At 63.5% G+C, this 19,802-nt stretch carries 18 protein-coding genes; 13 read left to right on the plus strand and 5 right to left on the minus strand.

The window, feature by feature from the left end; translation table 11 throughout:
- Positions 1-34: 34 nt before the first annotated feature.
- The gene (locus tag KUW18_RS18830; RefSeq protein ID WP_206938389.1) at positions 35-1,096 is read right to left on the minus strand and encodes an HlyD family secretion protein; all 1,062 of its coding nucleotides are present in this window, start codon (positions 1,094-1,096) and stop codon (positions 35-37) included.
- A 422-nt stretch (positions 1,097-1,518) separates the two neighbouring features.
- Between KUW18_RS18830 and KUW18_RS18835 the strand changes: the two genes are divergently transcribed.
- From KUW18_RS18835 to KUW18_RS18855, 5 genes are all read left to right on the plus strand, one after another.
- A complete protein-coding gene (locus tag KUW18_RS18835; RefSeq protein WP_222562115.1) occupies positions 1,519-3,144 on the plus strand; it encodes a glucan biosynthesis protein in 1,626 nt (541 codons plus the stop codon).
- A 189-nt stretch (positions 3,145-3,333) separates the two neighbouring features.
- Entirely contained in the window at positions 3,334-4,395 is a 1,062-nt protein-coding gene (locus KUW18_RS18840) for a TRAP transporter substrate-binding protein (RefSeq protein ID WP_222562116.1), read from the plus strand.
- 9 nt (positions 4,396-4,404) lie between these two features.
- Entirely contained in the window at positions 4,405-4,896 is a 492-nt protein-coding gene (locus KUW18_RS18845) for a TRAP transporter small permease (RefSeq protein WP_224852048.1), read from the plus strand.
- Complete coding sequence (locus KUW18_RS18850; RefSeq protein ID WP_222239428.1) at positions 4,893-6,140, plus strand: TRAP transporter large permease; 1,248 nt, start codon at positions 4,893-4,895, stop codon at positions 6,138-6,140. Before KUW18_RS18845 ends, KUW18_RS18850 begins: the two co-directional genes overlap by 4 nt.
- A gap of 68 nt (positions 6,141-6,208) precedes the next feature.
- Positions 6,209-6,484 (plus strand): hypothetical protein, encoded by a 276-nt coding sequence (locus tag KUW18_RS18855; RefSeq protein ID WP_224852013.1) that lies wholly within the window; start codon positions 6,209-6,211, stop codon positions 6,482-6,484.
- Positions 6,485-6,492: 8 nt separating this feature from the next.
- On the opposite strand, the gene KUW18_RS18860 is transcribed toward KUW18_RS18855, so the two are convergent.
- Positions 6,493-7,533: a LacI family DNA-binding transcriptional regulator gene (locus tag KUW18_RS18860; RefSeq protein WP_222562117.1), complete on the minus strand. Its 1,041-nt coding sequence runs from the start codon at positions 7,531-7,533 to the stop codon at positions 6,493-6,495.
- Positions 7,534-7,797: 264 nt separating this feature from the next.
- Here KUW18_RS18860 and KUW18_RS18865 point away from each other — a divergent pair, with 264 nt between their 5' ends.
- The 4 genes from KUW18_RS18865 to KUW18_RS18880 all read left to right on the plus strand — a co-directional run bounded on the left by KUW18_RS18865 (position 7,798) and on the right by KUW18_RS18880 (position 11,788).
- Positions 7,798-8,772 (plus strand): TRAP transporter substrate-binding protein, encoded by a 975-nt coding sequence (locus tag KUW18_RS18865; protein ID WP_206938381.1) that lies wholly within the window; start codon positions 7,798-7,800, stop codon positions 8,770-8,772.
- Positions 8,773-8,885: 113 nt separating this feature from the next.
- A complete protein-coding gene (locus KUW18_RS18870; RefSeq protein WP_222239400.1) occupies positions 8,886-9,392 on the plus strand; it encodes a TRAP transporter small permease in 507 nt (168 codons plus the stop codon).
- A 5-nt stretch (positions 9,393-9,397) separates the two neighbouring features.
- Positions 9,398-10,690, plus strand: coding sequence for a TRAP transporter large permease (locus KUW18_RS18875; protein ID WP_206938377.1), 1,293 nt, complete (start codon positions 9,398-9,400; stop codon positions 10,688-10,690).
- Between the two features lie 147 nt (positions 10,691-10,837).
- The gene (locus KUW18_RS18880; protein WP_222562118.1) at positions 10,838-11,788 is read left to right on the plus strand and encodes an NAD-dependent epimerase/dehydratase family protein; all 951 of its coding nucleotides are present in this window, start codon (positions 10,838-10,840) and stop codon (positions 11,786-11,788) included.
- Positions 11,789-11,905: 117 nt separating this feature from the next.
- Here KUW18_RS18880 and KUW18_RS18885 read toward each other — a convergent pair whose 3' ends face one another.
- Entirely contained in the window at positions 11,906-12,511 is a 606-nt protein-coding gene (locus KUW18_RS18885) for a DUF938 domain-containing protein (RefSeq protein WP_222562119.1), read from the minus strand.
- A gap of 120 nt (positions 12,512-12,631) precedes the next feature.
- On the opposite strand from KUW18_RS18885, the gene hutC reads away from it, so the two are divergent.
- Positions 12,632-13,339, plus strand: a complete 708-nt coding sequence (gene hutC, locus KUW18_RS18890) for a histidine utilization repressor (RefSeq protein WP_206938371.1) — start codon at positions 12,632-12,634, stop codon at positions 13,337-13,339.
- Between the two features lie 111 nt (positions 13,340-13,450).
- Here hutC and KUW18_RS18895 read toward each other — a convergent pair whose 3' ends face one another.
- Positions 13,451-14,773, minus strand: coding sequence for a YjiH family protein (locus KUW18_RS18895; RefSeq protein WP_222562120.1), 1,323 nt, complete (start codon positions 14,771-14,773; stop codon positions 13,451-13,453).
- Between the two features lie 417 nt (positions 14,774-15,190).
- Here KUW18_RS18895 and hutI point away from each other — a divergent pair, with 417 nt between their 5' ends.
- From hutI to hutU, 3 genes are read left to right on the plus strand one after another with little or no spacing between them, the layout of a single operon-like run.
- Entirely contained in the window at positions 15,191-16,414 is a 1,224-nt protein-coding gene (gene hutI, locus KUW18_RS18900; RefSeq protein WP_222562121.1) for an imidazolonepropionase, read from the plus strand.
- Entirely contained in the window at positions 16,407-17,381 is a 975-nt protein-coding gene (gene hutG, locus KUW18_RS18905; RefSeq protein ID WP_222562122.1) for a formimidoylglutamase, read from the plus strand. The genes hutI and hutG overlap by 8 nt, the downstream gene beginning before the upstream one ends.
- Positions 17,382-17,426: 45 nt before the next feature.
- On the plus strand, positions 17,427-19,118 hold the full coding sequence (hutU, locus tag KUW18_RS18910; RefSeq protein WP_222562123.1) for a urocanate hydratase: 1,692 nt from the start codon (positions 17,427-17,429) through the stop codon (positions 19,116-19,118).
- Positions 19,119-19,292: 174 nt separating this feature from the next.
- Here the strand turns inward: hutU and KUW18_RS18915 are convergent, their stop codons facing one another.
- Positions 19,293-19,757, minus strand: a complete 465-nt coding sequence (locus tag KUW18_RS18915) for a YchJ family protein (RefSeq protein ID WP_222562124.1) — start codon at positions 19,755-19,757, stop codon at positions 19,293-19,295.
- Between the last annotated feature and the right edge of the window lie 45 nt (positions 19,758-19,802).

Raw genomic sequence — 19,802 nt, forward strand, 5'->3', positions numbered from 1 at the left:
AGACGACCGTGCACTGTCAGAGGATCGAGAGCGATCAATAGACATAGTGAAGCCAGGACATCAGCCGCACTTGCAAGGCCCCCAGCGGATGGGCGATGGGGTGGTCACCGGGAAACAGCTGCACGGTGGCACGAGCCCCTGTCGGCAGCCGTTGAGGCACATCATCGGTCAGCGTCAGATGCAGGCGCAGACGCTGCGCATCGCGCAGCCAACGGTCGGTGGTCGGTATGTCCGCCAGGTTGCCATCGGCGCTGACCTGGCCATCGCGGACACCGGCATCACGCTGTTCGACCCGGGCGCTGAACACCTGGCCGGGCAGGCCATCAAACACGATCCTGGCATCATCACCGGCCGCGACCTTGCGCAGACTCTTTTCGCGAAAGTCAGCGATCACGTCCAGCTCATCGGAAATCAGCGCCACCAGCGGCTGCCCCTGGGTGGCGTAGTCGCCCACTTCCAGCTGCAGGTTACTGATGATGCCGGAATGCTGGGCGCGCACCACGGTGTGCTCCAGGTCCAGGCGGGCCTGTTCCACCGCGTTACGCGCCTGCCGCAGGCGCAGGTTGGCGTCGCCTTCAGCCCCCAGCTCCACCTCCAGGCGCGCCACTTCCGCTTCGGCTGCCTTGACCTCTGCCTGAGCCTGGCGATCGGTGGCCACCAGGCCATCCAGCCGCTGCCGCGAGATACTGCCCTGGCCAATCAAACGCTCACCGCGACTGCGTTCCTGGCGGCTCTCCTGTGCTCGCGCCCTGGCGGCATCCAAGGTCGCCCTGGCGGAAGCGATGCTCGCGCCCAGGGTGTCGTTTTCCTGGCGCGCGGCCTCCCGCTCTAGCTGCGCCTGCTCCAGCGCCAGCTCGAACGGCGCGGGGTCCAGGCGAAACAGCACATCGCCAGCCTCGACGTGGACATTGTTGGACACGTCGACACGGGCCACCGGGCCACTGACTTCCGGCGCAATACGCACGACCGGACGCATGACTCGCGCTTCCGGGGTCATCGGCATGTAGGTGTCGGCCACCACAAAATAGCCAAACATCAGGACAAACAGGCCCAAGGCCAGGCGCACTAGCCACTTGAAGCGCTGATCGGGGGTCATGGGTTTCCTCTTGCTCGAAATCGCTCACTTCGCCGTCATCCTTCCCTGGGGGGCGGCGGTGATGCGCCATGCACAGGTCAACGTGCCCAATGCTTCGCTCGATGAGCGCCCAGGGCGGCCGCGAAGACTAGCATTTAATTAGCATGGTAACAATAACTGGCACATTTGCCCCGCCATCCTTCCCCGCCATCTTTCCTACGACACCTTTCCCCTTCGCTGCCTTTCCCCTTCGCTGCCTTCCCCACGGATCTATCGACGCATCCGCTGCTGGCGGTCACCGCGTCGACGATCTTCCCATCGGTGAACCTTTGCTGATTCGAGCAGTCGTAGCGCTGGATGCTCGGGTCTTCCCTGGCCCGTACCGCGCACTTCACAGCAGCCACCTGCTGACACGGCATTTGCTCACCACAAGGATGATGGACATGCAGCGACGTGATTTTCTGAAGGCCGCCACCGCGCTAAGCGCCTATGCCCTGCCGATTTCCCCCCTGCTCGCGGCGATGGACCAGCGCCTGAACACCACCGGCGACAAGGTGGCCTTTGACTACGCCTGGCTCAAGGGCTTTGCTCGGCACCTGTCACAGCAGCCCCACGACGATCACGAGGGCGAACTGCCTGAACAGCTGAAGTCGCTGTCCTGGGACGATTACCAGTCCATCGGCTATCGCGCCGACCACGCCCTGTGGAAGGACAGCAATGGCCCCTACACGGGACAGCTGTTTCATCTGGGCAGGGGCTTTACCACGCCGGTGAGGATCTACCAGGTCAGCGAGGGGCAGGCCCAGGAGCTGGCCTACGACCCCGAGCTGTTTCGCTTTGGCGGTGAAGACGACAGCCCGGTCGTCGATACCGACGCGCTGTCGCCGCAGCTCGGGTTTGCGGGATTCCGCCTGCACCATCATCAGGACCCGGAGCGCGATATTGCCTCGTTCCTTGGCGCCAGCTATTTCCGCGCGGTCAGCCAGAGCATGCAATACGGCTTGTCGGCCCGCGGCCTGGCCATCGATACCGCCCGCGATACGCCGGAGGAGTTTCCGGACTTCACCCGCTTCTGGCTGGAACAGCCAGACGGCGACAATAGCGTGATCGTCTATGCGCTGCTCGAGTCGGAAAGCACCACTGGCGCCTACCGCTTCGATATCCGCCGCAATGTTGAAGGCGTGGTGATGGATGTCGCCGCCACGCTGTATCCACGCAAGGCCATCGAACGACTGGGCATCGCACCACTGACCAGCATGTACCTGGTCGGCGAGAACGACCGCGACGTCAACTACGACTGGCGCCCCGAGATCCATGATTCCGACGGCTTGAGCATTCACACCGGCGACGGCGAATGGCTGTGGCGTCCCCTGGTCAACCCTTCCAGCCTGCGCTACAACGCCTACGCCGCCACCGATGTTCAGGGCTTTGGCCTCGCCCAGCGCGATCACGACTTCGACCACTATCAGGATGACGGCGTCTACTACGATCGCCGTCCCAGCGTCTGGGTCGAGCCCACCGAAGGCTGGGGGGAAGGCAGCATCGACCTGGTGGAGTTGCCGGCCAAGGACGAAACCTTCGACAACATCGTAGCCTACTGGCGCCCACAAACACCGGTGGAGCCGGGCCAGGAGCTGCGCTACTCCTACCGCCTCAGCTGGTATGACCTGCCCGCCCGCCAGCCCAGTCTGGCCCGCTGCGTCGCCACCCGCACAGGGCTTGGGGGCGTTGTCGGCCAGCTGCGCGAGTACTTCAGCTGGCGGTTTGCCGTCGACTTCCGTGGCGGGCCTTTCCCCTTCGACGGCGACCAGGAGGTGGACGTGGAGGCCGTGATCGAGGCCAGCGCCGGCGAGATCGAAATCACCTCGGCCCGCCCGCTGGCTGCGATCCAAGGCTACCGCGCCATGTTCGACGTCGTACCACCGGACGACGGCAGCGAGCCGATCAACCTGCGCCTGTACCTGCGTGACAAGGACGGCAATCCCCTGACCGAGACCTGGATCTATCAGTGGACACCGCCCCCCGCGGATCAGCGTGAACTGCACAACGCCGATCACCTCAAGGGCTGATGGCACCTCTCCCCCCGAATTGACCGCGTGGCGCCGCTTCCGGCATGATTCCTTGTGGCTGAAGACCTTCAGCCTCTAAATAAAAGCCCTTAAAAATCAAGGTGCGTTATCTTCCCGTCCGAATCATCTCGATGACTCGGCTCGGGATGAGGCGCCCTGCTTCGCTGAACACGACTCCAAGGAAGTGTCATGACACGCCATCTCGCGTCACGCCGGCCCTCGCCCTTCGCCCTCGCTACCCTCACCGCTGCCATCTCTGCGGGTTCTGTGCTCGCCGCTCCTGTCGCCCTGGCGGACGACTTCGCCGACATGGACCCGATCACTCTGCGCCTGGCCCACGTGGTCAACGAGCAGGATGGCTTTCACCTGGCCGCCACCAAGTTCGAGGAACTGGTGGAAGCCGGTACCGATGGCAAGGTCGATGTAGAGATCTTTGCCAACGCCACCCTGGGTGATGAGCGCACGCTGCTGGAAGGCATGCAGATCGGCACCGTCGACATGGGCGTGATCACTAATGGTCCGGTCGCCAACTTTGTCGAGCCCATGGCGGTGTTTGAACTGCCGTTCCTGTTCGCGTCACCGGAAGAGGCCTATTCGGTGCTGGACGGACCGATCGGCAAGGAGCTGCTCGACAAGCTGGCGGACGTCAATCTCAAGGGCCTGGCCTACGCTGAGCGTGGTTTCCGCAACCTGACCAACTCCGAGCGTCCGGTAAAGACCCCGGAAGACATCGAAGGCCTGCGCATCCGCGTGATGGAAAACCCGGTCTACGTCGACACCTTCCGCGAGCTGGGTGCCAACGCCGTGCCCATGGCCTGGACCGAAGCCCTGACGGCCATGCAGCAAGGCACCATCGACGGCCAGGAAAACCCGATCAACGTGGTCCACTCGTTCAAGCTCAACGAGACCCAGGACTACATGACGCTGTCACGCCACACCTATGCACCCGCCATCTTCGTGATGGGCATGCCCAGCTGGCAGAAGCTGCCCGAGGCCGCCCAGGAAGTGGTCGCATCGGCCGCGCAGCAGGCAGCAGAATACGAGCGCGAACAGAACGCGGCCATGGCGGAACAGCAGTTGGCCGAGCTGCGCGAGGCAGGCATGACCATCGAGGAATCGCCGGATATCGCCGCCTTCCAGCAGGCGGTAACGCCAGTATACGAGACCTACGGCGACCAGTTCGGTGACTACCTGCCGCGCATTCAGGAAGCGCTGGGGCAGTCTGCACAGGCGCAACAGGAGTCAAACTAAGTGCTGTCCCTGCTCGAACGTCTTGAGCAGGGACTCGACGCCGTCACGCGCCCCGTGGTGTTTATCGCCATGGCGGCGCTGATTGGCGTCATTTCCCTGCAGATCGTCTCACGGGTGGCCTTCACCGCCGTCGGCTGGACCGAAGAGGTCGCCCGCTTCCTGCTGGTCTGGATCACCTTCCTGGCCGCCACCCTGGCCTATCGCTCCGGCCGCCACATCGCCGTCACTTTCGTTGTGGATGCCCTGCCCGGCGTCAGCGGCAAGGCGGCTCGCCTGTGCGCGCACCTGTGCGTCCTGGTGTTCCTGGTGGCGCTGGCCATCATCGGCTGGAACTACATGCAGCTACAGAGCTTTCAGAAGTCAGCCTCACTGCGCCTGTCGATGACCTGGGTGTATGCGGTGATGCCGCTGACGGCGGTGCTGATGGCGTGGACCACCCTTGTCGCGATACTCAACGAGATCGCCGGACGGACGACCGCCCACCATGGGGGTGACGCCTGATGCTGCTATTGCTCATTGCCTTCTTTGTGCTGATGCTGCTGGGCGTGCCCATCGCCTTCACCATCGGTGCCAGCACCCTGGCCACGCTGGTCATGCAAGGCACGCCGCTGGCCGTCGTGCCGCAACAGATGTTCCAGGGCATCAATACCTTTGCGCTGGTGGCGGTGCCGATGTTCATCCTGACCGGTGACCTGATGGCACAGGGCGCGGTCAGTCGCAAGCTGGTGGACTTCGCCGACAGCCTGTTCGGCTTCCTCAAGGGCGGTTTGTCCCTGGTCTCGGTACTCGCCGGCATGTTCTTCGCCGCCATCTCTGGCTCAGGTGCTGCCACCACCGCAGCGGTGGGCTCCAGCCTGGTGCCCGAGCTCAAGCGCAAGGGCTACGATCCGGCCTCTGCGGCCAGTCTGATCGCGGCCAGCGGCACCATCGGGGTGGTCATCCCGCCATCGGTGCCGATGATCATCTATGCGGTGATCGCCCAGGAGTCGGTGTCCGATCTGTTTCTGGCGGGCTTCCTGCCAGGACTGGCGATGGGACTCGGACTCGGCGGGATTGCTCTGGTCCAGGCCCATCGACGTCAGTATCCCCACGGCAGTCCGCTGTCACTGGCGACCATTGCACGCACCTTGCGCGCCGCCAGCTGGGGACTGATGACACCGGTCATCATCCTGGGTGGCATCTTCTCGGGCATCTTCACTCCCAGCGAGGCGGCGGTCGTCGCGGTGGTCTATGCGCTGCTGGTGTCGCTGTTCGTCTATCGCGACCTCAGTCTCAAGGACGTCTACCGCGTGATGATCCAGTCGGCCATCACCACCTCGGTGATCATGCTGGTCATCGCCACCTCGGCGGTGCTCAGCTGGACGCTGTCGAGTGCACAGATTCCGGCCCAGATCGCGTCATCGGTGCTGTCGCTGTCGACCAATCCCTACATCGTGCTGCTGCTGGTCGTGGCGGTCATCCTGCTGACGGGGGTGTTTATCGAGACCGCCAGCGCCTTGATCATCCTGACACCGGTACTGCTGCCGCTGGTCACCCAACTCGGCATCGACCCGGTGCACTTCGGCCTGATCATCGTGGTGGGGCTGGCCATTGGCATGATCACGCCCCCGGTGGCGATCAATCTGTATGTTGCATCGTCGGTGACGCAGCTACCGCTTGAGCGCATCACTCGGGCGATTCTGCCCTATCTGCTGGGGTTGATCGGCGTGCTGCTGCTGGTGGTCTATGTACCGCTGCTGATCTAATCCTCAGCAGGTATACTGATGCATCACGAGCCGTCCCAAGGCCTCGCCGCCTCTGACAGGGAGTCAACATGCCCGATTTCACACCGCTTCACCTGGCCCGGTCAGGCCGCAGCACTGACCGCACGCCTGCAGCGCAAGGACGTAGCGCGCGCCTGGTGTTGTCCTGCTCGTTGCTGGCCTGCGTGCTGCTGGCCAGTCTCAGCGGGTGCACCACCTACTCCTACGATGACGGCCGCAAGGAAACCGTCTGGGGGGTGCCGCCGGTGGATGAGCACAAGTCCGAGCAGGAGCGCCAGCGTGAAGGGGTGATCTACCGGGAGCCCGGGGTGGTACCGGATAACTGAGCAGCGCCTCAGGTACTGCCCCCTTCCACCAGGGTGAAGCCCAGGTCCCGCACAGGCTCCGCTGGTGTCATTCCCTCCAGTCGCTGCAGCAATAGCTCGGCTGCCTGTCGTCCCATGTCACTGCGCGCCACCGCCAGTGTCGTAAGTGGGGGCGACAGGTGCTCGGCCAACGGCAGTCCCAGATACCCCCCTACCGCCAGCTCGTCCGGAATACGGATGCCCTGCTTGCTCGCGGCCAGCAGGATGCCGCTGGCCAGGATGTCGTTGGAACAGGCCACCGCGTCCGGCCGGGGCGTCATCGCCAGCAGGTCTGCCAGCGCCCTCGCCCCCACCGCGTAGGACGCAGGCTCGGCGTATTCAAGTACCTGCCCTTGTGAAAGCCCTGCCTCAGCCAGCGCCTGCTGGTGTCCTTCGAGTCTCTGGGCTGCACGATAGTCATGCCCCAGATGGGACCCGGCAAATACGATCCGGCGATAGCCCTTGTCCAGCAGGTGGCGCGCCATGGCACGCCCCAGCGCCAGTCCATCGACGCCCACGTTCATGTCGATGGGATCTTCCCCCACCTCCATGATTTCGACCACCGGACGCCCCCATTCCTTGAGGCGGGTGATCACCCGAGGGTGATGGCGCAATCCGGTCAGGATGACACCCGAGGGTGAATAGCCCAGCACGGTATCGACCAGCCCTGCCTCGCGCTCCAGATCCCAGTCGGTGGTGGCCAGCAGCATCTGATAGCCGGCGGCCTCGAGCCGTTTCTGGATGGCGTCGATGACTTCGATAAAGGTCAGGATGGCCAGCGATGGCACGATCACCGGAATCACCCGGGTACCCGCGGCGGCCAGCCCCCCCGCAATAAGGTTCGGTACATAGCCAAGTGCCTCTACCGCCGCATCCACCCGCGCCTTTACCGCTTCTGAGACCCGCCCCGGCGTGTTCAGCGCTCGCGATACGGTGATGGGCGCCACGCCAGCCTGGCGAGCCACATCCGCCAGGGTGACGCGGCCCTGACCACGATGACGCTTGCGTGAACGACCTTCCTGTCTGTCCATGGGGTTCCTCGATCTCGCTTGTCGTGCCCGCGACCGTCCGCTTTGCGGGAAAGCGGCCTCGGGCTGTAAAACACATAAGGACATCATCCCCGTCCTGCTGCGCAGTGTAACCCAAGACCAAAGTATGGGTAGCGCTACCATCAAAATGGTAGCGCTACCCAAAGTCCATCGACTACCTTGGTGGATGACGCCAGGGCATACCCTCGTTTGCCCGACTTTCCCGCTGAGCCGTCACGCCGCTCACGTCCCGAGGAGATAATCACAATGAACCCACGCCGCCTCACCCCACTTGCGCTTGTCACCGCCATTTCTCTGGCTTCCGCCGGCACCGCCGCAGCCGAGGATCTGGCTATCGCCATCCATACCGATCCTTCCCATGCGATGTTCAAGATCGGTGAACGCTTGAAGGACACCATCGAGTCCAATACCGATGGTGAGCTGACCGTCACCTTGCTGGGTACCGAGGTGGGCGGTGAACGGGACCACCTCGAGGGAGCCAGCTACGGCGAGTACGCCATTGCCCTGGGTGGTTCCATGCCCATGACGCTGTACGCCCCCGAGTTCGCTGCCGCCGACCTGCCCTTCGTCTATGACTCCAGCGACCAGGCGCGCAAGATCTATGAGGGAGAGATGGGCGAGGCGCTCAACCAGAGTCTGATCGCCAAGGGCAACATGCGCCTGGTCGGCCTGTCTGCCCGCAACCCTCGCAACCTGACCGCCAAGACAGCGGTCGAGACCCCGGAGGATGTCAGCGGCGTGCGCATGCGCGTGCCGGAGATTGCGCCCTGGGTCGCGGTGTGGGGTGAGATCGGTGCCCTGCCCAGCCCCATCGCCTGGCCAGAGGTGTACACCTCACTGCAGACCGGCGTCATCGAGATGCAGGAGAACCCGGTCGACAACATCTACGCCGGTAAGCTCTACGAGGTGCAGGACTACGTCAGTCGCACCGAGCACGTTTATTCCTTCTTCCACTGGCTGATGAACGAAGACCTGTATCAGGAGATGTCCGACGAGCATCGCCAGGTGGTACTGGATGCGGTAGCCGATGCCACCGCCTGGGGCGACCAGCTGGTGGCCGATGGCCAGGCCGAGCTGTATCAGAAGCTTGAGGAAGAAGGCATGCAGATCGTGGAGCCGGATGTGGCTGCGTTCCGCCAGGCGGCACGTCCAGCGGTCGAGCAGATCGCCCAGGAGTACGACCCCGCCGTGCGTGACTACGTGCTCTCGCTGATCCAGTAATCGGGGCAGCGGCCGTCTCGCCCCGGCACCTGAAGGCTGCCAAGGCCTGGGGCGGGACGGCTGATGCACCGCCTGCTGCCGCTGTCATTCGTCAGCGGCCCACGGAGATATCCATGACGACCAATTCGACCCTGGCCAAGGCGCTGGGAGCCTTCTGGTGGCTGTTGACCGCTGTCGTGGTCGGCGCCTTCGGCCTGATGCTGCTGGTCATGGGCATTCAGGTCATCTCCCGCTACGCCCTCGGCGTGGCCGTGCCCTGGACCGACGAAGTCTCGCGCTACCTGTTCCTGGCCGAAATCTTCCTCGGCTCGGTACTGGCCCTGCGCTATCAGGAGCACATTCGCATCACCATCGTCACGGACCTGCTCTCAGCCAGGGCGAAACGCGTGGCGGCGATGCTTGCCGACATCGTCAGCATCCTGGTGCTGGCCATGATCATGGGCGGCGCCTTCAACATGATGGAGCGTACCGCCGGCGTGTTCGCCAGTACCTTCGACATGAGTTTTTCCTACCTCTACCTGATGCAACTGATCGCCGCCGGACTGATGGTACTGCTGCTGGTAGAGGACTTTATCGAGCGCCTGACGACACCTGACCCTCGCGACGGCGACAAGGAGTAAGCACCATGGAAATTTTCGCCATCATGTTCATCGGCTTGATCGTGCTGCTGATGCTCGGCGTGCCGGTGGCCTTCGCGATGATTGCCTCCTCGGCTGCGGTGCTCGCCTACACCCGTGGCTTTACCGAGATTCCGCTGGAAATGATCGCCCAGCGCACCCTGTACGGGGTCAACAGTTTCACCCTGCTGGCCATTCCGGCGTTTCTGCTGATCGGCAGACTAATGAACTCGGCCGGCATCTCGGACCGGGTGTTTGACGTCGCACGCTGTGCCGTCGGCCATCTGAAAGGCGGCCTGGGCCACGTCAACGTGCTCGCCAGCATGCTGTTCGCGGGCATGTCGGGCTCGGCGGTGGCCGATGCCGGTGGCCTGGGCGCCGTCGAGATCAAGGCCATGGAAGACGATGGCTTTCCTACCGACTTCAGCGCCGCGGTCACCGCCAGTTCCGCTACCATCGGGCCGATCATTCCGCCCAGCATTCCTGCGGTCATCTATGGGGCGCTGGCCAATGCCTCCATTGCTGCGATCTTCCTTGGCTCGATTCTGCCGGGGCTGTTCATGGGAGCGGGCCTGATGGTCATGGTCGCGGTGATCTCTCACCGCCGCGGCTACCCGACCCGCGCCCGCGCTACCCTGGCGGAGTTCATGCGCGCGCTGTCCCGTGGACTGCTGCCGATGCTGACGCCGGTGATCATCCTGGTGGGCATCCTGTCGGGCCTGTTTACCCCGACCGAGGCGTCGGTGGTGGCGCTGCTGTACTGCCTGATCATCTCGTTCTGCGTCTACCGCTCGATCAGCCTGCGCGAGTTTTTCCAGATCCTTCGCGATACGGCCATCGATACCTCGGTGCTGCTGCTGATCATCGCCGGCAGTGCCTTGTACAGCTGGATCCTGGCGCGCTATCAGGTCACCGCGCTGGTGGCGGACTTCCTGCTGGCCACGGTCAGTGACCCGGTGGTGCTGTTACTGCTGCTGAGCCTGTTCATTCTGCTTATCGGCCTGTTCATCGACTCGGTACCGGCGCTGTTCCTGCTGACGCCGCTGCTGGTGCCGGTCGTGGTCCAGTACGGCATCGATCCAGTGCACTTTGGGGTGGTGATGATCTTCAACCTGATGATCGGACTGATCACGCCACCGGTGGGCACGGTGCTGTTCGCCATCCAGAAGATCACCGACCTGCCCTTTACCGCCCTGGTGCGCGCCACCTTGCCGTTCTACATCCCGCTGGTGGCGGTGCTCATCATCATCACGCTGTTCCCGTCCATCGTGATGTTCCTGCCCAACCTGATGCTGCAATGAGTCAACCGCGGGCCTGGCCTGTGACCTGACCGGTCACGGGTCGCCGCCCTGGCCTCAGTTCTGGTTTCAGTTCTGGCTTCAGTTCTGGCCTCAGCCTTCAACCTCATTCATCACCCCCAGTCCGCACCTTTGCGAAGGAGTTCTGTCATGGCTGTTTTGATCACCGGTGGCCTCGGTCACGTCGGTTCCTGGGTCGCCACCCTGCTCGCCCGTCGCGGCACCAAGGTCATCATCTGCGACATGGCCGCCCCTCACGTTGACCGTATGGGCCTCGACTATCTGGATGACGTTCGCGACAACATTCACTTCGAGGCGGTGGATGTGCTGGATACGCACACACTGTTCGAGACCTTCCTGCGCTACAAGGATGAGCTGGAAGGCGTCATCCACGGCGTTTCCGTCATCGCCGGCCCGTTCTTCCAGACTCGTCCGTTCAAGCACCTGTCGATCAATGCCATGGGCACCCTCAACGTCTACGAGACCTGTCGGCTACTGGGCATCAACAAGGTCGTCAACATGAGCTCCGGCGCTGTCTACGGAGACGCTGCAGGCCCCCAGGTCGAGACCATGCCCTACAAGGCCACGGACCTGTACGGCGCCACCAAGATTTCCGGCGAACTCTACGGTGACCAGTACAGCGAAACCTTCGGCATGGACATTCGCCAGGCCAGGCTGTTCTTTGTCTATGGGCCCGGCAAGCGTCCCTCGCACATGCATGCGGTCTACCAGGCCATGTTTGGCCCGCTGGAGGGGCTCAGCAACGTTACCCCCGCCAATGGACGCGACCAGACCACCGACTGGACCCATGTGGAAGATACCGCCAGCGGCATTCTGGCGCTGTTCGACGCCCCCAGCGTGCCGCACCGCCACTACAATATTTCCTGTGGTGTGCCGGTGGCTCATCAGCAGATTGTCGATACGGTGACAGAGATGCTGGGGCACGACAGCGGCATGCACCTGGGGCCTGGCCCGTTCGTGGTGCGTGGAAGCCCGCTGGATATCACCCGCGCCCGGCAGGACCTTGGCTTCGAGCCCCGCTTCACCGACATCCGCGAAGGCCTCGAGGACTACCACCGATGGCTCAACAACGCGGGTTGAAACGCCGCTTGCGCTGCGCGGACTGACCCGCATTGTGAGCGCTTCATGACATCTGAACGTGACGAGGCCACCGCGTAGGTGGCCTCGTCTGTCACTGCCCTCGGCTGACGCGGGCGCTTATCCCCGCCGGAAGACCAGCGCCAGGTTGTTGGCCGGCAACGAATGAAGCCCCTCACGGCTCAGCCCTGCACTCGCGGCCAGCTCAGTCACCGCTTCAAGGTCGCGAATCCCCCACTCGGGATTGCGCCGCTTGAGGTCCTCATCGAAGGCAACGTTGCTCGGCGCCGTGTGCTCGCCATGAAGCCGATAGGGGCCATACAGCAACAGCACGCCACCCGTGGCCAGATGAAGAGCCGCCTTCTCCATCAGCGCAGCCGTCACCACCCACGGCGAAATATGGATCAGGTTGATCGCCACCATGGCGTCAAATTGCTGCTCTGGCCATTCACTCAAGACGTCACAGCGCTGCGCCGCCAGCAGGTTGTCACGACCATCGGTCAGCGATTCACGCCAGGCCTCGATGGACGCCAGCGCCGGCTCGGAAATATCGGTAGGCTGCCAGACCCAGCCAGGCCGGCGCTGGGTCATGTACAGGGCATGCTCGCCAGTGCCGCTGGCCAGTTCAAGTACCCGCGCCTGTGGGCCAAGGTAGTCCTTGAGCACCTCGAAGATGGGTTCACGATTGCGCAGGGCAGCCGGGCTGGAGAGCCGAGCATCGGTCATGCAGAGATACCTCAGAGAAAATCGATGACAGGTACGCAGGATGTACGAAGGCCGGTGCCAACGAGGCCCTGCCTCGGTACACTAACGCCATGTACTCTTGTTCACCACCAAGGACGGCACATGGCGCGTAACCAGCCCCGCTACCTCGAGATTCAACAGCACATTCTCGCCAAGATCCAGCGGGGCGAATGGCCAACGGATCATCGCATCCCCGGCGAAGAGCAGCTGGCATTGGATTTCAATGTCAGCCGCATGACCGCCAACAAGGCCATTCGCGAGCTGGTCCAGCGCGGTTACCTGACGCGCCAGCCCGGTGCCGGCACCTTTGTCACCGAGCGCAAGGCCGAGTCCTCGCTGATGGAAGTCCACAACATTGCCGAGGAGGTACAGGGCCGCGGCCATCGCTACCACGCTCGGGTAGAGGCGGCGGAGGCCATCGACGCCAGCGAAGATGTGGCGCTTCAGCTGGGCATGCGCCATGGCAGCAAGGTGTTTCACACTCGCATTGTCCACCATGAAAATGACGTGCCGATCCAATTGGAGGAGCGCTTCGTCAATCCACGCCATGTCCCCGACTATCTGGCCACCGACTTTACTCGACTGACGCCTCACCAGGTGCTGATACAGGCCTGGCCGATCACCGATATCGAGCACGTGGTAGAAGCGGTGTTGGCGACGCCCGATCAGGCGGCCGCCCTGTCCATTACCACCCAGGAGCCCTGCCTGCGCCTGCGCCGTCGCACCTGGTCCAACGAGCTGTTGATCAGTTACGCCGTGCTGATCCATCCAGGGGACCGCTACACGCTGCGTTCTGCCTGGAAGGACTAGGGCACCACTGCATACAGGCCTCTAGGGCTGTTGGCCGCTCCCCCAAATGACGAAGGCCGGATGCATGGCATCCGGCCTTCGTCGTTTTCGAGCTACACCATGGATTGGCGTCTACTGAAGCAACATGCCCATGGGGATGGCCAGCACCAGCGTCAGAGCCACGCGAATGGCCCATACGACCACCAGTTGCCACAGGGTGATGGGAATGCGCGTCGCCACCACGCAGGGAATCGACGCAGAGAAGAACAAAATGGACGAGATCGAGACCACGCCGGCGGAAAAGCGCGCGACGAAATCGATCCCGGCGTCGCCACCCAGCAGCAGCGCCGGCAGGAACATTTCAGCAAGTCCTGCGGCGCTGGCCTGGGCCAGTTCCTGGGCATGCTCGATGCCGAACAGGGCAACGATCGGATAGAACAACCAGCCCAGCCACTCGAAGACGGGGGTGTACTTGGCGACCAGCAGGCCAAGCAGTCCCACCGACATGATCGACGGCAGGATGCTGATCGCCATCACCAGCCCTTCTGCCAGGTTCTTGCGCACGCTGGCGCTCAGCCGCGGCGCCTGCTCAGCCACCTTGATCCCGGTGCGCCAGGCAAGGCCCAGGCGGTCGCCCTTCTGGGCCTCCGGTTCGCCATCGGAGGCATGATTGTCCATGCGCGACAACGGCCAGAGCCTTGCGGTCACCGCCGATACGATGAAGGTGATGACCAGCGTCAGCCAGAAAAACGCGTTCCACACCTCCATCAGTCCCAGGGTCTTGGCCACGATGATCATGAAGGGTGCCGATACCGTGGAAAAGCCGGTCGCAATGATCGCTGCCTCCCGGGCGGAATACTGCCCGCTGGCATAGGCACGACTGGTAATCAGCAGCCCAATGGAGTAGCTGCCGACAAAGGACGCCACCGCATCAATGGCGCTGCGTCCAGGCGTCCGCCACAGCGGTCGCATGACCGGCTGGACCAGGATGCCGATCAACTCCAGCAGGCCATAGCTGAGCAGCAGCGCCAGAAAGATCGCGCCGATGGGTACGATCAACCCGACCGGAATGACCAGCTTGTCATACAGGAATGGCAGCATGTCCGGCTGATGCAGCAATGCGGGGCCAGCGGAGGTCATGGTCAGCACCGCCGCCACTACGCCCAGGAGCTTGAGCACGGTGAACACGATATCGGTCGCGCTGCGCCGCCACTCGCCCTTGATCAACGGATAGGCGGCGCCAGCCACGATCAGCGCCAGCGCATAGTACCTCGCCCCATCACCGAGACCCGCGCGAGCCGCCGTCACCAGATGATCCAGCGGTATGGTTGAGCGCCCTGCCCAGGTCACCGGGATGAAGAAGATGAAGATGCCGATGGCACTGGGTACCAGCAGCTTGAACAGCAACAGCCCGGGCGATTGCCGGCTGGCTGAAGAGTGTGGAGTCGTCGCCATGGAGGAAGCCTCGCAGGAGTGTCGTCGACGTCGCGATGCGTCACGTAGTTTGTATATACAGCTATGACGCTATAGTGGCAAAACACCACCGGAGACCGCCTTTAGACTATAGTCCAATAAGATCCATAAGACGCCCATGATTCACGTCCTCTCCTAGCGTTCTTGCGCCGTTATGGCGCCGCTTCTGCCCTGCCGATTATTCGCCCCGCAGCAACCGTTGTTCGGCTCTAGACCATGGTCTAAGCCAACCCATAAGGGGCACCCATCAGCTCTTCCAGAGCCTGCCTTTCTCTTACGATTTCCGTGACTTAACGCTCTACTCCTAGCCAAAGGACAGGACCTTGCAAGCAAACGCCTGGCTTGACGAAAGGCTCCGGACCGCTTATTTGTATATACATTACGACACGGGAGCTCTTCATGGCTACTACATCCCAACCCCAACACCCTTCACGCCTGTGGCGCGACCTCAGCCTGTTTGATGGCCTGACCACCCAGCCAGGACGCTACTGGGTCAAGGTCGAGGACGGACGCATCGCCGCCATGGGCGCCATGGATAGCCTGGATCAGGCACAACAGGCTGACTGCATCGACATGGGCAGTGGCGGTGTGATGACGCCAGGCCTGATCGACTGCCACACCCATCTGGTCTACGGCGGCCAGCGTAGCGACGAGTTCGAGCTGCGCCTTGAAGGCGCTTCCTATGAGGACATCTCGCGACGTGGCGGCGGTATCCTTGGCACCGTACAGGCCACCCGAGACGCCGATGAAGCGGCACTGTTCACGACAGCCGCAACGCGCCTTGGCGCCATGATCGACGACGGTGTGACCAGCGTGGAGATCAAGTCCGGCTACGGACTGTCGACCGACGACGAGCTGAAGATGCTGCGGGTCGCTCGTCGCCTTGGCCGCGAACTGCCGGTACGGGTGAGCACCACGCTGCTGGCGGCCCACGCCCTGCCGCCGGAATATCACGGCAATGCCGACGGCTACATCGACCTGGTATGCAACGAGATTCTGCCCGCGGCCCACGCCGAAGGCCTGGTCGATGCGGTGGATGTCTTCTGCGAGCGTATCGCCTTCTCCCGGGAGCAGTGTCTGCGCGTGTTCGAGGCGGCTCGGGCACTCGACCTGCCGGTCAAGGCTCATGCGGAACAGCTATCGCTGTCGGGCGGCGCATCCCTGGTCGCCGAACACCACGGTCTGTCTGCCGACCACATCGAATACCTGGACGACGCCGGCATCGCCGCCATGGCCGAGGCCGGCACGGTGGGCGTCCTGCTGCCGGGGGCGTTCTACACGCTACGTGAGACCCAGCATCCGCCCATCGATGCCATGCGCCGCGCGGGCGTTGCCATGGCGGTGGCATCGGATGCCAATCCTGGCACCTCCCCCATCATGCTGCCGACCTTGATGCTCAACATGGCCTGCACGCTGCTGCGGCTGACACCCCAGGAAGCCCTGGCCGGCATGACCGCCCACGCCGCCACGGCCATCGGCACGGCGGGTCTTGGGCGTATCACCGTGGGGGCCATCGCCGACCTGTGCGTGTGGGACGTACAACGACCCGCGGAACTGGCCTACGCCGTTCAGCCAGGAAGACTCAGGCATCGCGTGCTGGAAGGAGTGCTGACCCATGGATGATCAAGCTGCCGTGATCAAGCCAGCCCATGCCACGCCGGACATGAGCCTGTGGCAAGGGCGTATCGACCCGGAGCCGAATAGCGAGCGCTGGCATCAGCGGATAACCGCCTATCACACGGATGCCGCTGCGGGCACCGTACTGACCGGCTTTGCCAGCGACGCAGGGGTGGCGCGCAACAAGGGCCGTATCGGCGCTGCAGCAGGCCCGACCGCCATCCGCCAGGCGCTGGGCCCCATGGCCTGGCACCATGACACCCCCGTCTACGATGCCGGCGACGTGGCCTGCCACGGCGACGGGTTGGAGCATGCCCAGCAGCGCATGGGAGAGCACCTGACCGAGCTGCTTGATCGAGGCCATCTGCCGGTCGTGCTGGGCGGTGGTCATGAGGTGGCCTACGCCAGCTGGCGTGGGCTGTCGGATCATCTGGCACAGCAGCAGCGTCGGTCCTGCGTGGCGATCATCAATCTCGACGCCCACTTTGACCTGCGCGATCCCAGCGAGCTGACGTCCTCGGGCACCCCATTCGCCCAGATCGCCGCCGATTGCGCCAGCCGTCGATGGCCATTTCGCTACGCCTGCCTTGGCGTCAGCCAGGCTGCAAACACCCGCGCCCTGTTCCATACGGCATCTCGCCTGAAGACGCTGGTGGTAGAAGACCGCGAATTTCGCGATAGCCGTATTGCCTTCATCAAGCGCGATGTCCAGCGACTCGTCGCCGACTGCGATCACGTCTACCTGAGCATCGACATGGATGTGTTCCCGGCCAGCGATGCTCCCGGGGTCAGTGCTCCCGCCTCACGCGGGGTCATCCTGACCCACCTGGAACCGATCCTCGAATTCCTGCGCCGTTCACGCAAGCTCCGCCTGATCGATATCGCGGAGGTCAACCCGGCGTATGACATTGACCAGCGCACCGCACGCCTTGCCGCACGACTGGTCCACCAGCTGACCCGGTCGGACCACTGACCGAGCCATCGTTTCCCCCTATCTGTCCACATTCAAGGTGACCCCATGAACCAGATCACACCCCCCAAGAACGATCGTCACGACCCGACCCGCAAGATCGCCGCCCCCACCGGCACCGAGCTGTCCTGCAAGAGCTGGCTGACCGAAGCGGCGCTGCGCATGCTGATGAACAACCTGCATCCGGACGTGGCAGAGCGTCCTGAAGACCTGGTGGTCTACGGTGGCATTGGTCGCGCGGCACGTACCTGGGAGTGCTTCGACAAGATCGTCGAGGTGCTCAAGCGCCTGGAGAACGACCAGACCCTGCTGATCCAGTCCGGCAAGCCGGTGGCGGTCATTCCGACCCACAAGGATGCCCCACGCGTCCTGATCGCCAACTCCAACCTGGTGCCGGCATGGGCCAACTGGGAGCACTTCAACGAGCTCGATAAGAAAGGCCTGATGATGTACGGCCAGATGACCGCGGGCTCGTGGATCTACATCGGCTCCCAGGGCATCGTCCAGGGCACCTACGAAACCTTCGTCGAGGCAGGCCGCCAGCATTATGACGGCAACCTCAAGGGCCGCTGGGTGCTGACCGCAGGTCTCGGTGGCATGGGCGGCGCTCAGCCGCTGGCCGCCACCCTGGCCGGCGCTTGCTCTTTGAACATCGAATGCCAGCAGTCCAGCCTGGACTTCCGCCTGCGCACCCGCTATCTGGACGAGCAGGCGAGCGACCTGGACGACGCCCTGGCACGCATCGCTCGCTACACCAGCGAGGGCAAGGCGGTTTCCATTGGCCTGTGTGCCAACGCTGCCGAGGTGCTGCCGGAACTGGTCAAGCGTGGCGTCAAGCCGGACATGGTGACCGACCAGACCAGCGCCCATGACCCTCTGCATGGCTACCTGCCTGCTGGCTGGACCTGGGACGAATACGTCGCCCGCGGCAAGTCCGAGCCGGAAGTGGTCGTCAAGGCCGCCAAGGCGTCCATGGCGGTGCATGTTCGCGCCATGCTCGAGTTCCAGAAGATGGGCGTGCCGACCTTCGACTACGGCAACAACATTCGTCAGATGGCCCAGGAAGAAGGCGTCGACAACGCCTTCGACTTCCCCGGCTTCGTACCGGCCTATATTCGCCCGCTGTTCTGCCAGGGCATCGGTCCCTTCCGCTGGGCAGCCCTGTCCGGCGACCCGGAGGACATCTACAAGACCGACGCCAAGGTCAAGGAGCTGATCCCCGACGATGAGCACCTGCACAACTGGCTCGACATGGCCCGCGAGCGCATCAGCTTCCAGGGACTGCCCGCGCGTATCTGCTGGGTCGGCCTGAAGGACCGGGCTCGTCTTGGCCGGGCCTTCAACGAGATGGTCAAGAACGGCGAGCTCAAGGCCCCCGTCGTGATTGGTCGCGACCACCTGGATTCAGGATCCGTTGCCAGCCCCAACCGCGAAACCGAAGCGATGATGGACGGCAGCGACGCGGTATCCGACTGGCCGCTGCTGAACGCCCTGGCCAACACGGCCGGCGGCGCGACCTGGGTGTCACTGCACCACGGCGGCGGTGTCGGCATGGGCTTCTCGCAGCACGCGGGCGTGGTCATCGTTGCCGATGGCACCGATGACGCCGATGCTCGCCTGGCCCGCGTCCTGCGCAACGACCCGGCCAGCGGCGTCATGCGCCACGCCGACGCCGGTTACGAGTCCGCCAAGGAATGCGCCCGCGAAAACGGCCTCGACCTGCCGATGCTCAAGGACTGAGCACCTGCGGGCGGCACGTACGCCGTCCGCCAACCTGCAAAAGGCCGCCCGAGGGCGGCCTTTTGCGTTGCTGTAGGATAGTTGCTGTGGGATAGAGGCATGCAGCGGATGCGTTTAGCCGAAATGCCCAACATGCCGCCGAGGCGAGGACCCTCGATGCAACGACCATGAATGTCAGGCGCAGCACTGCTTGAACTTCCGCCCACTGCCACAGGGGCAGCTGTCATTGCGTCCCGGCTTGAGTCTGGTGACGCTGGGCTCGCCATCCAGGTAGACCCAGCGCTGCTGGTAGCGAACGAAGCGTGAGCGCTCTTCCAGCACTCCCCAGCGCTGCCGTGCACGCGGTCCGTCTGCGAAGGTGGCACGAAAGTGCACCCAGCCCGCATCGCCCTCTTCACCGCTGTCCAAGATCTCAAGACGCTTCCAGCAGGTGTCTGAGGTACCCATCTCCTGTGGGCAGCAGTCCGGGTGCCAGCTGTGGCGCAGATAGTCATCGAGCCCCAGCGAGAAGGCACTATAACGGGAGCGCATCAGCGCCTCGGGACTGGTCGCCGTACCTCCCTGGTGCAGTGGCTGACAGCAGTCGGCGAGTGCCAGGCCGCTTCCGCAGGGACATGCAGAGGCATTCGATGTGGCCATGTCAGGCTCCTTGTAACGATGGATCTTGGTCCATGGGGCCATCCT

The sequence above is a fragment of the Halomonas sp. DP5Y7-2 genome (assembly GCF_019802025.1).
GTDB lineage: Bacteria > Pseudomonadota > Gammaproteobacteria > Pseudomonadales > Halomonadaceae > Halomonas > Halomonas litopenaei_A.

Excerpts from the sequence above, each read along its gene's own strand:
- KUW18_RS18830 (WP_206938389.1), bottom strand. The coding sequence starts at position 1,096 with ATGACCCCCGATCAGCGCTTCAAGTGGCTAGTGCGCCTGGCCTTGGGC.
- KUW18_RS18835 (WP_222562115.1), top strand. The coding sequence starts at position 1,519 with ATGCAGCGACGTGATTTTCTGAAGGCCGCCACCGCGCTAAGCGCCTAT.
- KUW18_RS18840 (WP_222562116.1), top strand. The coding sequence starts at position 3,334 with ATGACACGCCATCTCGCGTCACGCCGGCCCTCGCCCTTCGCCCTCGCT.
- KUW18_RS18855 (WP_224852013.1), top strand. The coding sequence starts at position 6,209 with ATGCCCGATTTCACACCGCTTCACCTGGCCCGGTCAGGCCGCAGCACT.
- KUW18_RS18860 (WP_222562117.1), bottom strand. The coding sequence starts at position 7,533 with ATGGACAGACAGGAAGGTCGTTCACGCAAGCGTCATCGTGGTCAGGGC.
- KUW18_RS18865 (WP_206938381.1), top strand. The coding sequence starts at position 7,798 with ATGAACCCACGCCGCCTCACCCCACTTGCGCTTGTCACCGCCATTTCT.
- KUW18_RS18870 (WP_222239400.1), top strand. The coding sequence starts at position 8,886 with ATGACGACCAATTCGACCCTGGCCAAGGCGCTGGGAGCCTTCTGGTGG.
- KUW18_RS18875 (WP_206938377.1), top strand. The coding sequence starts at position 9,398 with ATGGAAATTTTCGCCATCATGTTCATCGGCTTGATCGTGCTGCTGATG.
- KUW18_RS18880 (WP_222562118.1), top strand. The coding sequence starts at position 10,838 with ATGGCTGTTTTGATCACCGGTGGCCTCGGTCACGTCGGTTCCTGGGTC.
- KUW18_RS18885 (WP_222562119.1), bottom strand. The coding sequence starts at position 12,511 with ATGACCGATGCTCGGCTCTCCAGCCCGGCTGCCCTGCGCAATCGTGAA.
- hutC (WP_206938371.1), top strand. The coding sequence starts at position 12,632 with ATGGCGCGTAACCAGCCCCGCTACCTCGAGATTCAACAGCACATTCTC.
- KUW18_RS18895 (WP_222562120.1), bottom strand. The coding sequence starts at position 14,773 with ATGGCGACGACTCCACACTCTTCAGCCAGCCGGCAATCGCCCGGGCTG.
- hutI (WP_222562121.1), top strand. The coding sequence starts at position 15,191 with ATGGCTACTACATCCCAACCCCAACACCCTTCACGCCTGTGGCGCGAC.
- hutG (WP_222562122.1), top strand. The coding sequence starts at position 16,407 with ATGGATGATCAAGCTGCCGTGATCAAGCCAGCCCATGCCACGCCGGAC.
- hutU (WP_222562123.1), top strand. The coding sequence starts at position 17,427 with ATGAACCAGATCACACCCCCCAAGAACGATCGTCACGACCCGACCCGC.
- KUW18_RS18915 (WP_222562124.1), bottom strand. The coding sequence starts at position 19,757 with ATGGCCACATCGAATGCCTCTGCATGTCCCTGCGGAAGCGGCCTGGCA.